The 13,023-nt window shown below is 37.6% G+C and carries 19 protein-coding genes and 1 riboswitch; of the genes, 10 read left to right on the forward strand and 9 right to left on the reverse strand.

What is annotated here, in order from left to right; translation table 11 throughout:
* Positions 1-24 precede the first annotated feature (24 nt).
* The 3 genes from ACFQZ9_RS09340 to ACFQZ9_RS09350 are packed head-to-tail and all read left to right on the forward strand — an operon-like array spanning position 25 to position 1,222.
* Entirely contained in the window at positions 25-321 is a 297-nt protein-coding gene (locus ACFQZ9_RS09340; protein WP_498943501.1) for a hypothetical protein, read from the forward strand.
* Positions 318-500, forward strand: coding sequence for a hypothetical protein (locus ACFQZ9_RS09345; protein ID WP_498943503.1), 183 nt, complete (start codon positions 318-320; stop codon positions 498-500). The genes ACFQZ9_RS09340 and ACFQZ9_RS09345 overlap by 4 nt, the downstream gene beginning before the upstream one ends.
* Positions 500-1,222 carry an N-acetylmuramoyl-L-alanine amidase gene (locus ACFQZ9_RS09350; protein ID WP_498943505.1) on the forward strand — a complete coding sequence of 241 codons (723 nt, stop codon included), beginning with the start codon at positions 500-502 and terminating at the stop codon, positions 1,220-1,222. The genes ACFQZ9_RS09345 and ACFQZ9_RS09350 overlap by 1 nt, the downstream gene beginning before the upstream one ends.
* 64 nt (positions 1,223-1,286) lie before the next feature.
* Here ACFQZ9_RS09350 and ACFQZ9_RS09355 read toward each other — a convergent pair whose 3' ends face one another.
* The 9 genes from ACFQZ9_RS09355 to ACFQZ9_RS09395 form a co-directional block, all read right to left on the reverse strand.
* Positions 1,287-1,667, reverse strand: a complete 381-nt coding sequence (locus tag ACFQZ9_RS09355; RefSeq protein ID WP_498943507.1) for a hypothetical protein — start codon at positions 1,665-1,667, stop codon at positions 1,287-1,289.
* Positions 1,660-2,130, reverse strand: coding sequence for a hypothetical protein (locus ACFQZ9_RS09360; RefSeq protein ID WP_498943508.1), 471 nt, complete (start codon positions 2,128-2,130; stop codon positions 1,660-1,662). Before ACFQZ9_RS09360 ends, ACFQZ9_RS09355 begins: the two co-directional genes overlap by 8 nt.
* Entirely contained in the window at positions 2,117-2,452 is a 336-nt protein-coding gene (locus ACFQZ9_RS09365) for a hypothetical protein (protein ID WP_498943510.1), read from the reverse strand. The genes ACFQZ9_RS09360 and ACFQZ9_RS09365 overlap by 14 nt, the downstream gene beginning before the upstream one ends.
* A 198-nt stretch (positions 2,453-2,650) precedes the next feature.
* Complete coding sequence (locus ACFQZ9_RS09370; RefSeq protein ID WP_498943512.1) at positions 2,651-2,821, reverse strand: hypothetical protein; 171 nt, start codon at positions 2,819-2,821, stop codon at positions 2,651-2,653.
* Between the two features lie 211 nt (positions 2,822-3,032).
* Positions 3,033-3,374: a hypothetical protein gene (locus tag ACFQZ9_RS09375; protein ID WP_498943514.1), complete on the reverse strand. Its 342-nt coding sequence runs from the start codon at positions 3,372-3,374 to the stop codon at positions 3,033-3,035.
* Positions 3,375-3,604: 230 nt separating this feature from the next.
* The gene (locus ACFQZ9_RS09380; RefSeq protein ID WP_498943515.1) at positions 3,605-4,069 is read right to left on the reverse strand and encodes a hypothetical protein; all 465 of its coding nucleotides are present in this window, start codon (positions 4,067-4,069) and stop codon (positions 3,605-3,607) included.
* Between the two features lie 104 nt (positions 4,070-4,173).
* Positions 4,174-4,650, reverse strand: coding sequence for a hypothetical protein (locus ACFQZ9_RS09385; protein ID WP_498943516.1), 477 nt, complete (start codon positions 4,648-4,650; stop codon positions 4,174-4,176).
* Positions 4,651-4,736: 86 nt separating this feature from the next.
* Positions 4,737-4,958, reverse strand: a complete 222-nt coding sequence (locus ACFQZ9_RS09390; protein WP_498943518.1) for a hypothetical protein — start codon at positions 4,956-4,958, stop codon at positions 4,737-4,739.
* Between the two features lie 176 nt (positions 4,959-5,134).
* Entirely contained in the window at positions 5,135-5,329 is a 195-nt protein-coding gene (locus ACFQZ9_RS09395; protein WP_498943519.1) for a helix-turn-helix transcriptional regulator, read from the reverse strand.
* 158 nt (positions 5,330-5,487) lie between these two features.
* Between ACFQZ9_RS09395 and ACFQZ9_RS09400 the strand changes: the two genes are divergently transcribed.
* The 7 genes from ACFQZ9_RS09400 (at position 5,488) to ACFQZ9_RS09430 (ending at position 13,022) form a co-directional block, all read left to right on the forward strand.
* On the forward strand, positions 5,488-5,754 hold the full coding sequence (locus ACFQZ9_RS09400) for a hypothetical protein (protein WP_498943520.1): 267 nt from the start codon (positions 5,488-5,490) through the stop codon (positions 5,752-5,754).
* 136 nt (positions 5,755-5,890) lie between these two features.
* The gene (locus ACFQZ9_RS09405) at positions 5,891-6,235 is read left to right on the forward strand and encodes a glycosyltransferase (protein WP_498943521.1); all 345 of its coding nucleotides are present in this window, start codon (positions 5,891-5,893) and stop codon (positions 6,233-6,235) included.
* A gap of 130 nt (positions 6,236-6,365) precedes the next feature.
* The gene (locus tag ACFQZ9_RS09410) at positions 6,366-7,037 is read left to right on the forward strand and encodes a M23 family metallopeptidase (protein ID WP_498943523.1); all 672 of its coding nucleotides are present in this window, start codon (positions 6,366-6,368) and stop codon (positions 7,035-7,037) included.
* Positions 7,016-9,691, forward strand: coding sequence for an ATP-binding protein (locus ACFQZ9_RS09415; protein ID WP_498943525.1), 2,676 nt, complete (start codon positions 7,016-7,018; stop codon positions 9,689-9,691). Before ACFQZ9_RS09410 ends, ACFQZ9_RS09415 begins: the two co-directional genes overlap by 22 nt.
* An 87-nt stretch (positions 9,692-9,778) precedes the next feature.
* Positions 9,779-9,924, forward strand: a riboswitch (FMN riboswitch).
* A 128-nt stretch (positions 9,925-10,052) separates the two neighbouring features.
* On the forward strand, positions 10,053-11,135 hold the full coding sequence (gene ribD / locus ACFQZ9_RS09420) for a bifunctional diaminohydroxyphosphoribosylaminopyrimidine deaminase/5-amino-6-(5-phosphoribosylamino)uracil reductase RibD (RefSeq protein WP_198309863.1): 1,083 nt from the start codon (positions 10,053-10,055) through the stop codon (positions 11,133-11,135).
* Positions 11,136-11,145: 10 nt separating this feature from the next.
* The gene (ribE, locus tag ACFQZ9_RS09425) at positions 11,146-11,805 is read left to right on the forward strand and encodes a riboflavin synthase (RefSeq protein WP_198309864.1); all 660 of its coding nucleotides are present in this window, start codon (positions 11,146-11,148) and stop codon (positions 11,803-11,805) included.
* Positions 11,806-11,828: 23 nt separating this feature from the next.
* A complete protein-coding gene (locus ACFQZ9_RS09430; RefSeq protein ID WP_498943526.1) occupies positions 11,829-13,022 on the forward strand; it encodes a bifunctional 3,4-dihydroxy-2-butanone-4-phosphate synthase/GTP cyclohydrolase II in 1,194 nt (397 codons plus the stop codon).
* Position 13,023 lies beyond the last annotated feature (1 nt).

Raw genomic sequence — 13,023 nt, forward strand, 5'->3', positions numbered from 1 at the left:
TTTGAAAAATGGGGGGGTGGTTGCTTGGAATCCCAGGTACTCATTGGAATTGTATGCACCATTATTGGAGCGATAGTTGGTGTTTTAACCTATAACCGTAATCGAGATAAGGATGTACGGAATGATGCAGCTGATACAGCTGTTATTCGAACTAAATTAGACAATATTAGCTCTGGAATAGATTCAATCAGAATTGATATTAAGGCCAACGAGAAGCGCGTCTCTGAACTATCAGAACGGGTTATTCGGGTGGAGGAAAGCACAAAATCAGCCCACAAGAGGTTAGATGTTTTGGAGAATAAAGGAGGAAGCGGAGAATGAATAAAACAGCTATTTTACCGATTGTAACGATTATCTGTGGAGGTATTTCTGTTATTTCTGGGCATCCAATTGGTAAGGATACGGTGGACATGGTAGCGACTATCGCGGCTACGGTTATTGGTGCCGGTATTTCCATTTGGGGTGTAGTTAAAAATCATCGCAAAGGAGAGGATAAATAATGTTTAAAATTACTTTATCGCCAGGACACGGATTACACACACCAGGCAAACGTTCATGTGACGGAATGCACGAATGGGAGTTTAATAGTGCAGTAGTTTCAAAAATGATTGATTTATTAGCTCATTATAAAGATGTAGCGGTTAAGCGTCTTGATGATTCAACAGGAAAAGTTGATATCCCATTAGAAAAACGCTCGGATGTGTCTAATTCTTGGGGAGCTGATTACCACCTTGATGTACACGCCAATGCCGATGGGGACGGAGTACACTGGAATGACGCTCACGGAATCGAGACTTTTTCATATAATACGAGTGGTGCTTCTTATGAGATTGCAAAGAAACTGCAAAAGGCATTGGTTAAGGCTACTGGATTAGCCGACAGAGGCGTTAAAGATGGCTCATGTCTCTATATGGTTTATTCCACAAAGGCACCAGCTAACCTTGTAGAATGTGGTTTCATGACGAACAAAGATGAGGCTAAATTATTAAAGTCAGATGCTTACCGGGAAACTATGGCAGCGGCACTTGTTGAGACCATTGCGGATCACTTTAAACTTGAGAAGGAAAAACCAAAGGAAACACCTAAACCAGTGGTAAAACCTAAAAATGATGGTAGTATTCACAAGGTTCAAGTTGGTGCATTCTCTGATCCAAAGAATGCGGAAAAATTAGCTGCAGAATTAAAGAAAAAAGGGTATAAGCCGTTTATTACAAAAGAATAATAAAGATACTCCTAAGAACATTAAGAAAAAGCCCCTTACTCGGTTGAGTAGGGGGCAAGATTATTTAAGGTGTTTGATAGACAATTGTACAATGATTTATTAGCTTTTTAGCTTGTGAACCCGTTAATGGAACTCTTTCAGGGGAACTGTGAATTTCAGCATGGTATTCATTGTCATCCTCTGGTTTGTAGACCAAATGGAGGTTATTATCTAAGCAAAAAGAAGCATCTACTAAAACAATCGCTCGAACTTCATCTTCTCCAAAACGATTTATAAAAGAGTTTACAATCATACTTCTATCCCTTTTGCCATCTCTATCCACTGAAACCCCTTTGGAATCCTTAAACAAAGCAGAGGAAGGTCTTCCTTCTTGGGTCTTCCAAAAGTTCGGATTTCTTATGACCATTCTGAAAAGTTTTTCTTCACAGGTAATAATATTATCCATAGAAGCTTAAAACAACCTCATTTATTTTGGTAATATTTAAAGGAAATTCCTCTTCTTTCTCATTGTCATCACTATCTATCATCAACATATTAACTTTATCCTCAAATATTTCAAGCTCTAAGTATTCACCATCGGGCTTCTCATATTCAATTTGAATACTATCTCTTCCAGTTGGAAATAATTCCGGTTGAACAATAATATCGCAAATTAAGTTTTCACAACTTTTTATAAGATTTTTTGAAAAAGGGTTTGCTCCATTGTGATTCCAACCTTCATTCAATTTACCTATTGTGAGCAATTTTTTTACATTCATTATTTTTTTGCTTTCTTCTAATAGCACCGATGTAGAAATATTTGAAGTTGGTGTATTATTTGATGCATATTTAAAAGTAGAGGAAACAAAGCTGTTATTATAATTAGCAATATATCCTGTCGCCTCAGTTGAAAAATTATCTACCATCATCGGGAACACCTCTTTCCATTTGTTGAATGTGTTGTCCTAACCATTCGTGAAAAGATTTTGCCTGCTGAAGGTTCATTACAACACCATTTGATACGTATCTAACAATTCCGATTTCATCTTTTGGAGTTGCAATAATTTCATCTGTAATTTGACCAAACTCATTAACTTTTCGAACTTCATTATATGGAATTGGAGTTCTTTCGAAAAAGAAATTCATAACTAACTCTCCTCGTGGACTTGGTCCACCGAACACCCCATTCGAATAGACAGGATTATAATTTTCTGCAAATTTGTACTTGAAATTAACATTCAGATTGTTCATTTAATTCCCTCCAAGGTATGTAACACAATTATATGTTTAGTTATGTCTCTGTACAATTAAAAAATGATAAAAATCATTCTCTTCTTTTATTATATACATTATTAAAAATTTGACATTAATTCAATTTATCCTTTAATAAAACTTTAAAAAAATTCCATACGGAATAAAGCCCTTCTTATTCGAGAGGGACAAAATTCATTATTTATCACGATAAAGTGCGAAACCATCTTCTTCAAAGACTAATTCTTTTTCTCTTGGTTTTTCGGACATCATCTGATTTAATCTAAATAATGCTATTTCTTTTGCTGCCACTGGGGTGCTTCCGTAACAATTGCAAACGGTCACTATTCCATTTGACGCTTCTGCCATATAGCTATCTCCAAAATTCCATACCCAATATTTCACTTTTCTACGACGATAATACCAAAACCAATTCCAAAACACCCGTATTCTCCACAAAATAATCACCGCCCCTTTCATATTTAAGGTTCGGCATTTTTCATTGTGTTCCTAGTCGAATTTTTGGACATATTGTGGCAAAATAAAAACCCCTTACTCGGTTAAGTAGGGGGTTTTTTTATTATCGCTTTTCGTAACTAATGACATAAGAACCTACTACGCTTTCAACCTTTGTTACCTTTAATATTACTGTATCGCCTTTTTTTACATTAGGATTATCACTTGATACAAAATTTAAATGTTTTCCAGCTTCGATGTTGTAACCAAAGGCGCTATTTGGTACAAGTTTTTCTACTTTAACCGATACAGTCTTTCCCTCCAAGTTATCTCCTTTATTCAATGCCGTTTCGAACTTTTCTGTTGTATAGTCTGCCTTTACAGTTTTGTTGGTTGAGCAACCCGCCAATAAGAACGCAAACATCACGAAACAACTTAATAATACAATCATTTTTTTATACATCATTCTAAAACCCCCAGTTTTGTTTATACCTATCCCATTTTACTACTTTTTCCAATAAAGAAAAGCTCTCTTTTTAAAAGTAGAATACAGGGATGTTAAACTTTTTCATTTCTCTGAATTGATATTTAGAGAAACATAGTGAAGCCCCTTACTCGTTTTGAGTAGGGGGTTAAAATTTTAAACCAATTTTTCTGCTGAAACTTGTGCCGGTATTAAAAAAATTAGTTGTCAATCTATATCGTTTTAGATTCAATGCGACAAATCCATTTATAATAACCTAAAAGAATTAATAATAGTATAGGGTCTAATATTACCGAATATCCCAAATTCCACCATCCAAAATGAAAATATCCCCACGGTTCAGGAAGCAATGCAATTACTTCATAAATTAACATCCCAATTAAAAACACTATGAAGAAAATCACTTTTTTTATTATCCTCTTTTGAAAAGGAAAAAAATTCAAAAATATCATATTAACTGGAGGAACAAGCATAATATTTGTCGGCAACTCTTTCCAGTCTGCATTTTTTGTAAAATACCAGTAACCCTTATATTCCATATCTATATAAAAATCAAAGTTCATTTGAAATGCAATTGTAAACGTCCAAATATGAACAATTTGGTTTGCTGTTAGCCTTGTATTAGTATAAAATGCAATGAAATTTACTATTATAATTGCAATAATAAGTCCAATCATCAACTCACTCCTTTTCCACATTATTTCCATTTTAGATAATTGTTAAAATAGTTTATATAACAAAAAGCCCCTTATCCTTAATCATGGAGAGAGGCTTTTCTTGATCACTTGTTATAAAACTTTTTTGTAATATGACCAACATTAATTATGTATTGAAAACTATAAAGAAGTAATGCCCTTATAAAATCGATTGTTAAATATTGAAGTTTGGTTATTCCATCAATGGAGGCAATTTTATAACGCTTTAAAAATTTTAATCCTCCAAGGTAAATAAAACAAATCTCTAGAATTAGATTAGAAATTATAAACACTGGGAATTTACCATATGTCAATTTTAGCATCCAAAGACATGTAACAAGATATGGACCAAAATTAAAAAAGTTTGCACTCTTAAAAGGCGGTATTCCTACATAAGTTCTCCACCATTTTTTCTTTTCGCCGAATAAATCTAATGCTTTTGTAAAGGTACTCATGAATATTGCAGCAGGAAGATGTTTTTTTAATGAATTTCTACCTAAGAAAAGTACTGTTACCCAGGGGAGAACTAGCAAAGCTATATAAAATAATTTTGAGTTTTTCATTATACCACCTCCTAAGTTTATGGTGTGTACTTTTTTAACAATTTAACCAAAGGACTTACATATTCTTTAATAAGAAAAAACCCTTCTCAATCGAGAGGGGCTTCATCTATTTCCTTCACTAATTCAGTTATATCTTCTTCATTTACCTTTACCTTCACCAATTCTTCATAAAAGGGCATTTCCCTTTTAATCTGTTTCAGCCATTCAAAAGCTACTTCTTCGGGTTTTCTTCTCCTTAACGGGAATTCACCACGCTGCATGACTTTGCTGTCAGCAGCAATGTATTGGATCTCGATTGATACGTTCATTCTTTTATTCCTCAACTATTACATTTTAATTACAATTTACCCGGGATTAGCATTTTTTAAAATACCCCTGCATATGCTTATAGCGAAAGCGAAGACTCGCTAGAAGCTCCTTGGCCCCTTTGCATGCTTTTATAAAAATACAATTTTAAGCCTTTCAGCATAGCTGGAGGGCTTTTTTATTGCTCTTCGTACCATATTTCTTCAACAGTCCTATCTAGTGTTTTTGCGATTTTAAAAGCTAATGGAAGAGCAGGGATACTTTTCTCATTGATAATCGAACTGATTGTAGTCATACTTACCCCGACTTTCTCACTTAACCACTTCTGGGTCCTGCCTTCTTCCTTCATAATAACTTTCAATTTACACTTCATTTTAAAACTCCTTAAAAAATATTTTAAGTGTACTTGCATTATTTTGTAAAAAGCCTAATATCCTTTATCAACAAGTTAATAATTATTTCGCAATTAGTTGGAAAAATCCTGCTAGTTATTAACTAGTTTATAAGCTGTTATTAAGGAGGTTTTAAAAAGTGAGTATAAAAAGAATCCCTTTATGTTTGAATACCGACTATCCGGAGCAGAAAGAACTATTTGATTTCGTAACATTCCTTCCAAACGGAAAGAAACGAAATTCAAGTGCATTTCTCAGGGCGCTTGTGGACCGTGAGTATCAAAAGATAAGAGAGGAATACCTGGCAGAAAAACAAAAATTTAAACAAGAAAAAGAGACGCCAGAAGCGCCTCAAGGGGGAGAGATTAAAACTAAAGGAAGTTTAAAATTTATCGGAAAAAGTTAGGTTAACAAATTCACTAAAAAACCAATTGTTGCGCCAATAGCTCCACCGATTAGAAAGAACATAATTGGTCATCTCCTTAGAAGGTTTACTCCTAGTGTGGACATAAGAACAACAAACTATTCAGGAGGTATGTAAAATGGCACGCACTGAAACGATTGATTTTAGGTCTTTCATTCGGAAAGAAAAAAGAATTACTGAATTAACTACTCTAAAGATTGTAAGCCTGGGCGGAAGTATGTTTGCAGTGATGATTCCCAGGACGGCAATGGCAGCAAGTGGAGCAGATGCAACTTTTGGCTCTATTTGGCCATCAGTTTTAAATATTGTTGACTGGTTATGTGTAGGGGTTTTTGTTTTCGCGGGTGTCAGCTGGATGTTTGGTCACAGGACAAAGGCGTTGGAGCTGATTATCGGCGGAGCGGCAGGTTACATTTTGGCCCGGCATGCGGTTGATATTAAAGACTGGCTGAAAGCAATATAGGAGGTGGTAAAGATGGGAACAAAAACAATCATTATGCTGTGTTTCGTCGGGTACCGTATTTATGCTTACAGGAAAAAGCCTGTTAGGCAGGTAAATTTCTCCTCATTCCTTCAAAAAGGAGGGAAAGTCGATGCGTTTTCGGTTATCAGGTGAATATATGGAATTGTCCGAAGTAAGGAACAACATTCCTCACCATGGAATTGATTTAGCGATGCCCGAAGGAACAGAGCTAAGAAGTGTCATGGATGGAGTGGTTGAAAGAGTTGTTGATTTTGGTGGACAGAATCTAGGAAAGGGAGTTTTTGTTCGAAATGAAGACGGTACACTTTCCATCTATGGTCATATGTCACAAATTAAAGTGAAAGCGGGTGAACATTTACACGCGGGTGAATCACTTGGGTTTTCGGGGAATACTGGTAATTCAACTGGTCCACATCTGCATTATGGAATGAAAGACTCAGCTGGTGATTGGATGGATCCTACTCCAGTAGCTGAAAAAGTTTCAAATATGTCTGGAGATGGATTTCATCCATTTCAGTGGGCTTTGGATAAATACAATGCATTTGCTGATAAAGTGATTGGAGCAGAAATGAATACGTTTGTTAAACCAGCTCAACATACCTTACAAGAATGGCTAATCGCTTTAGGGCATAATCTTACGGATTTCATGCCTGAAATTGGAGCAGCTATTACGGTCCTGGCAGGAGTGGCCATAATGTTAACCGGTAATTTTCCGAAATACATTACCCGATGGGGATTTGGAATGATGGGGGTGATTGCATGGTTAATTTACGCAAAATAAAGGCGATAAAGCTATCGGAGTATTTCACTTTCCAAAATAACAATATGGTTACGTTTAAAATCACGCCTCATTTGTCCGTGACCAATAATCAAAACTCAAAGATGTGGAGGATGCTGCACAAAATTTACGAGGTTTATGAGTCATTTCCGACCCGAATCAAAAGGAATGGTTTTAAATTTGAATATCGTGAAAAGGATACGATTTGGTTTGATGTTGTCTTTAAGCAAGAAAAAGAGAACAGAACCATTGAATTTTTCGTTAGTACTAGCGAGGTTTGGGCAAAAAAGTTTCGAGAGATCCTTGAAAATTACATGCAGGTGACAATAGAAGAAGTGGAAACGGCTGCTCTATCAGTCCCCGAAGGATGCGTAAAGATACGTGAAATGAATTTAGCCAGGCACGATATTTTTAGCCTTCAGGTCAATGCTGCCGAACAAACCTCCCCAGTGGCATCTATAATGGGTGCAATGAATGATATTTCCGATGATGGGGATTTCGCTAGACTATCCATTTGCACTGAAGTATTTAGTCGGAAACAGTGGCTCAAAAATGCATCCTGGGCTCATGAGAAGTTATCGAAAGGGAAAGTACCTCAACGTGCCAAGATAACTCCCGGAAAGGTGGGGGCAGTGCTCAAAATAGGGTTAATCAGCTTTGTTAATGAGGTATATGATTTATTGAATGATACCTTAAATGCCGTTTCAAATACTTTTTTCAAAAGTGAGACTAAATTTGAAAAGAAAAAAGCAATCGATAAAAAAGCAGCACTTTCTTCTGAAATTCACTCCACTAAACTTTCCACTAAATCAGATGACAAAATCAATCAACCTGTCTGGAAAACGTATATTCGCCTAGCAGCTAAAACGAATGAACCCCTGCGCTCTGATTTAATCGTGAATACCATTAGCAGTGCTTTTTCCGAATTAGCTAGAGACAATGAACTAATACCCGTTAAAATTCACTTTAAAAAGCGCCAGAAAGAAATTATTGAGGAGTTGAACACTTTACATCTATCCAGTCGCACAAAAGCGAATGGAGACGTTTCTCTTCTCTCCTGCGATGAGATATCAAAGGTATCCATGCAATTACCTACATCATCGATTCAGCAGAAATACGAGGATGAATTAACTGTCAATAAGAAAGTGGAAACCGATATTTCTTCAATATTTATTCATAAAACGTCCACAGCTCATGTGGACATTGACGGTATAAAGGTAAGCATTGGCAGCAACAACATAAAGCATTTGTGTGAACCGTTAAAAATTAAGGCTCAAATGAGTAATGGTATCCTAGTCGGGCATGCAGAATTGAAAGGAGAAGAATATCCAATAGGCATTCCTCTTAGTAACCCAGAGGAGACCTATAAAGGTTATGTAGCAATGGGAGGAATGGGAAGCGGCAAAGATACATTCATTCAGAATTTTGTTACTGAAGCTTCCCTAAATCATAATATTAGCTTTGTTGTAATAGATCAGGTCAATAAAGATGGAATGCAGGGGATGGCGAACGGGATCCGGGACAGTTTACCACCAGAGAAAATAATTGATATTGATTTATCAGACGAGGATTATTTACCTCCTCTAGATCTAACTGAGGTCATGGAAAAAATAGGTCGTAAGGGTGCAGACCGTTTCGCTAATGAATTAATCGATTTCTTTGGGGATGTTGAATCGATGGGGCAAAGCAGGAAGATTTTAAGGGCGTTTGCACAAGCTTCTAATGGTAGCTTATACAACATCAAGCGGTTGCTTGAGGAAGAATCCTTTAGAGCAGAATCAGCCAAAAAGCTACGCGCAGAGAATAAGCCAAGAATTGCAGAGGAAATTGAAAAATATTTAAGTGAATACGAGTTAGTTGAAAAGAAAAACAACAAAGGAGAAGTGACCTCATCTGATTGGAAATGTACGAAAGATGGCCAGAAATCGCTGGACGGAAAAGCTAATGCTATCCTTAACCGATTAGATGAGTTTATGGGTGATTCGACTTTATTTGAAATCTTTGCCCAGCCACCGAAAAAAGAAATGAACCTGGAGCAATGGATGAGGGAAGGAAAGGTTATTATTTTCAGGGTCCCAGACAGAATCTTATCTACGGTCGCTGTTAGAACTTTGGTCCATTGGATTACGTTAAAAGTATTGATGACTCGAATGTTAATGACTGTGGAAGATCAAGGGAATGGAGCTTTTATTGTTTTCAACGAGCCCCAGACATATCTTTCAGATAATGCTGGCTTAGCGAAATTGTTATCTAGAATCGCGGTTCAAGGAAGGAAGGAACGTCTAGGGAGTATCTTCGCATGTCACCATTTAGGTCAACTAAAAGAAATTTCAGAGGATCTTATATCTGGCGGGGTAAATTGGCTGCTCTTCAAAAACGACAACGAGAATACTTTTAAAAAACTCGAGTCGCAGCTGCATCCTATTCCGATTGAAACCGCACTAAACATCCCAAATACGAAAACAACGAGACATGCTATCTGCATTTTAAACTTTGGAGGAGAGCGGAAGCCAGCTTTCTTGGTAAGGATGCTTAAACCGTCTTATCAAAGATATAAGCCTTATGATAATTCATTCTTAACCAAACGACATTCCAGGCTCTATGGTCGTCACTGGGAAGAGATTGAAAGGATTATTGAGGAAAAAGAGACAGCTTAAAGATTTTTTGTTTGCAACAATCTTTTTTCTGGAGTAAGATAATATACAACAATTGCATAAATATAACAACTATATCGGTTGAGATATGGTTGCCTTCGGGGTCCCGTGAAATTCCTAACCGGCGGTGATGAAGCATTTGCTTCTTAGTCCGTGACCCGGTTAACATTTGTTAAACGGTGGATCTGGTGAAACTCCAGGGCCGACAGTTAAAGTCTGGATGGGAGAAGGAAAAAAATTAGCAGGATTAAAAATTGGTTAAAAAACCCTCTTTTTAAGCCTCAATTTCCTATTGCCTTTATTAGGACCCTGAAGAAATTTTTTCAGGGTCTTTTTATGTTCTGATAGAAGGAGAAACGCCATTATGAATGATACAGACTACATGAGCTTAGCATTGAAATTGGCAAAAAGTACTTTGGGACAGACTGCTCCCAATCCTGTAGTTGGAGCAGTAGTGGTAAAGGACAATCAAATTGTTGGCATGGGTGCCCATTTAAAAGCGGGCGAGCCTCATGCTGAGGTCCATGCCATTGAAATGGCTGGCGAAAAAGCAAAGGATGCAACCATCTATGTCACCTTGGAACCCTGCAGCCATTTTGGTAAAACACCACCATGCTCGGATCTAGTCATTCGTACAGGAATTAAGAAAGTATTTGTTGCAACTACGGACCCTAATCCCCAGGTGGCAGGCAAAGGTATTGCAAGAATAAGAAATGCCGGGATTGAGGTAGAGGTGGGACTGCTTCAGGAAGAGGCCCGTGAGCTGAATAAAATGTTTTTTTACAACATTAGTACTGGTTTGCCGTACGTAACATTAAAAACCGCCAACAGTTTGGACGGGAAAACAGCCACCCCAACAGGCGAAAGCAAATGGATTACCGGAGAGGAGGCAAGGAAGGACGTTCATGTATTCCGCCATCAGCATGACGCCATTCTAGTAGGAGTCAATACGGTCATTAAGGATAATCCCAGCTTGACAACAAGGTTGCCTTCCGGCGGCAAAAATCCAATTCGAATTATCCTTGATACGAATCTTCGGACTCCTTTAACTGCAAACGTTGTAACGGATGGTCAGGCACAGACATGGATTGTTACCTGCTCCGACATTGATGGGAAAAGGGAAAAAGAATACCATGATTTAGGGGTTAAGCTGATTAAATTGCCGGAAAAGCAAATAATCATCCGAGAAATGTTAAAAGTAATAGGAGAAATGGGCATTTCATCATTATTTGTTGAAGGCGGCGCGGAGGTGCATGGAAGCTTTTTAAAGGAACGTGCATTTCAACAAGTGATCACCTATATTGCACCTAAATTGATCGGTGGTAAATTGGCTCCAGCTTCTTTTGGCGGTGAAGGCTTTGAAACAATGGAAGAGGTTGTTTCTTTAAAAATAAAAGAAGTGGGCCGCATCGGCAATGATCTCCGCATAATTGCGGAACCTAAGTGAGGAGAACACTATGTTTACTGGAATTATTGAGGAAATTGGTTTAGTTTCAAATATTCAGCGGACGGGAGAATCTTTCGTCCTTACCGTTGAGGCGAAGAAAATTCTTGATGATGTCCATCTTGGTGACAGTATCGCTGTCAACGGTGTATGCTTAACAGTCACTTCCTTTACCGGAAAACAGTTTACTGTGGATGTTATGCCGGAAACAGTAAAGGCATCCAGTTTAAATTCAGTCAAGCGCGGTTCCAAGGTGAACCTGGAAAGGGCGATGGCAGCCGGGGGCAGATTTGGTGGTCATTTCGTATCCGGCCATATTGATGGGACCGGGGTGATTAAAAGTAAAAAGGCATTTGAAAATGCCATCTATTATGAAATTGAAGCCAATCAAGAGATGTTAAACTACATTATTTTAAAAGGCTCAGTTGCAATTGATGGGACAAGTCTTACCGTTTTTGGCAAATCAGAGCATACCTTTACGATTTCACTCATTCCCCATACATTATCTGAATCGATCTTAGGTCTAAAAGGTTCTGGTGATATTGTCAATTTAGAATGCGATATGATTGGAAAATATGTGGGTCATTTTATAACTGGTATAACAAGTGATCAAGGGAAAAAAGGAGCATCCGGCATAACAGCTCAATTTTTAGCTGATAACGGATTTGCCTAAATAATAGAAAGGAGTGATGATAGATGTTTAATACAATTGAAGAGGCTTTAGAAGATTTAAAACAAGGAAAAGTTGTCATTGTCTGTGATGACGAGGATCGGGAAAATGAAGGTGACTTTATCGCCTTAGCGGAGAAAGCAACACCAGATGTAATAAATTTAATGGCTACCCATGGAAGAGGATTAATATGTGTACCAATTCAAGAGGAATTGGCGCAAAAGCTTGATTTGTTCCCGATGGTATCGGTTAATACGGATTCACATGGTACAGCTTTTACGGTAAGTATCGACCATAAATTTTCAACAACTGGAATTTCTGCGTTCGAGCGTTCCGCAACGGTTTTAAGTTTGCTCGACCCAGAATCAAAACCTTCAGATTTTAAAAGACCTGGGCATGTTTTCCCGTTAATCGCCAAAAAAGGCGGGGTTTTAAGAAGAACTGGGCATACGGAGGCGGCAGTTGATTTAGCAACATTATGTGGGGCAAAGCCGGCAGGTGTGATTTGTGAGATTATGAACGAAGACGGCACAATGGCACGTGTTCCTCAACTACGAAAAATTGCTGATTCGTTAAATGTAAAATTAATTACGATTAAAGACTTGATTGAATATCGCAATAAAAAAGACCAACTTGTCAAACGTGAAGTGGAAATTAATTTGCCAACTGAATTTGGGAACTTTAAAGCGGTTGGTTATTCCAATCTTGTTGATAATAAAGAGCATGTTGCATTAGTAAAAGGGGAAATCGATCCTGAAAAACCGATTCTTGTCAGAGTTCATTCCGAGTGTTTAACGGGGGATGTTTTTGGTTCTTACCGATGTGATTGTGGTCCTCAGCTTCATGCGGCGTTGAGCCAAATTGACAAGGAAGGTAACGGAATCCTGTTATACATGCGTCAGGAAGGCCGCGGCATTGGTTTATTAAATAAACTAAGAGCGTATAAGCTTCAAGAAGAGGGATACGATACCGTTGAGGCAAATGAAAAGCTTGGTTTTGGAGCGGATCTCAGAGAATACGGGATTGGCGCACAAATATTGAGGGACCTTGGGGTTAAACAAATGCGTTTATTAACTAATAACCCTAGAAAAATTAAAGGTTTAAAAGGATATGACCTTGAGGTTGTCGAGCGTGTTCCGCTACAAATGGAAATGAGAAAAGAGAATGCGAACTACCTTCGAACAAAGCACGACAAATTGGGGCATCTTTTACATTATTAAG

Origin of the sequence: Neobacillus sp. GCM10027624, assembly GCF_042675345.1 — a bacterium.
Classification (GTDB): domain Bacteria; phylum Bacillota; class Bacilli; order Bacillales; family Cytobacillaceae; genus Neobacillus; species Neobacillus cucumis_D.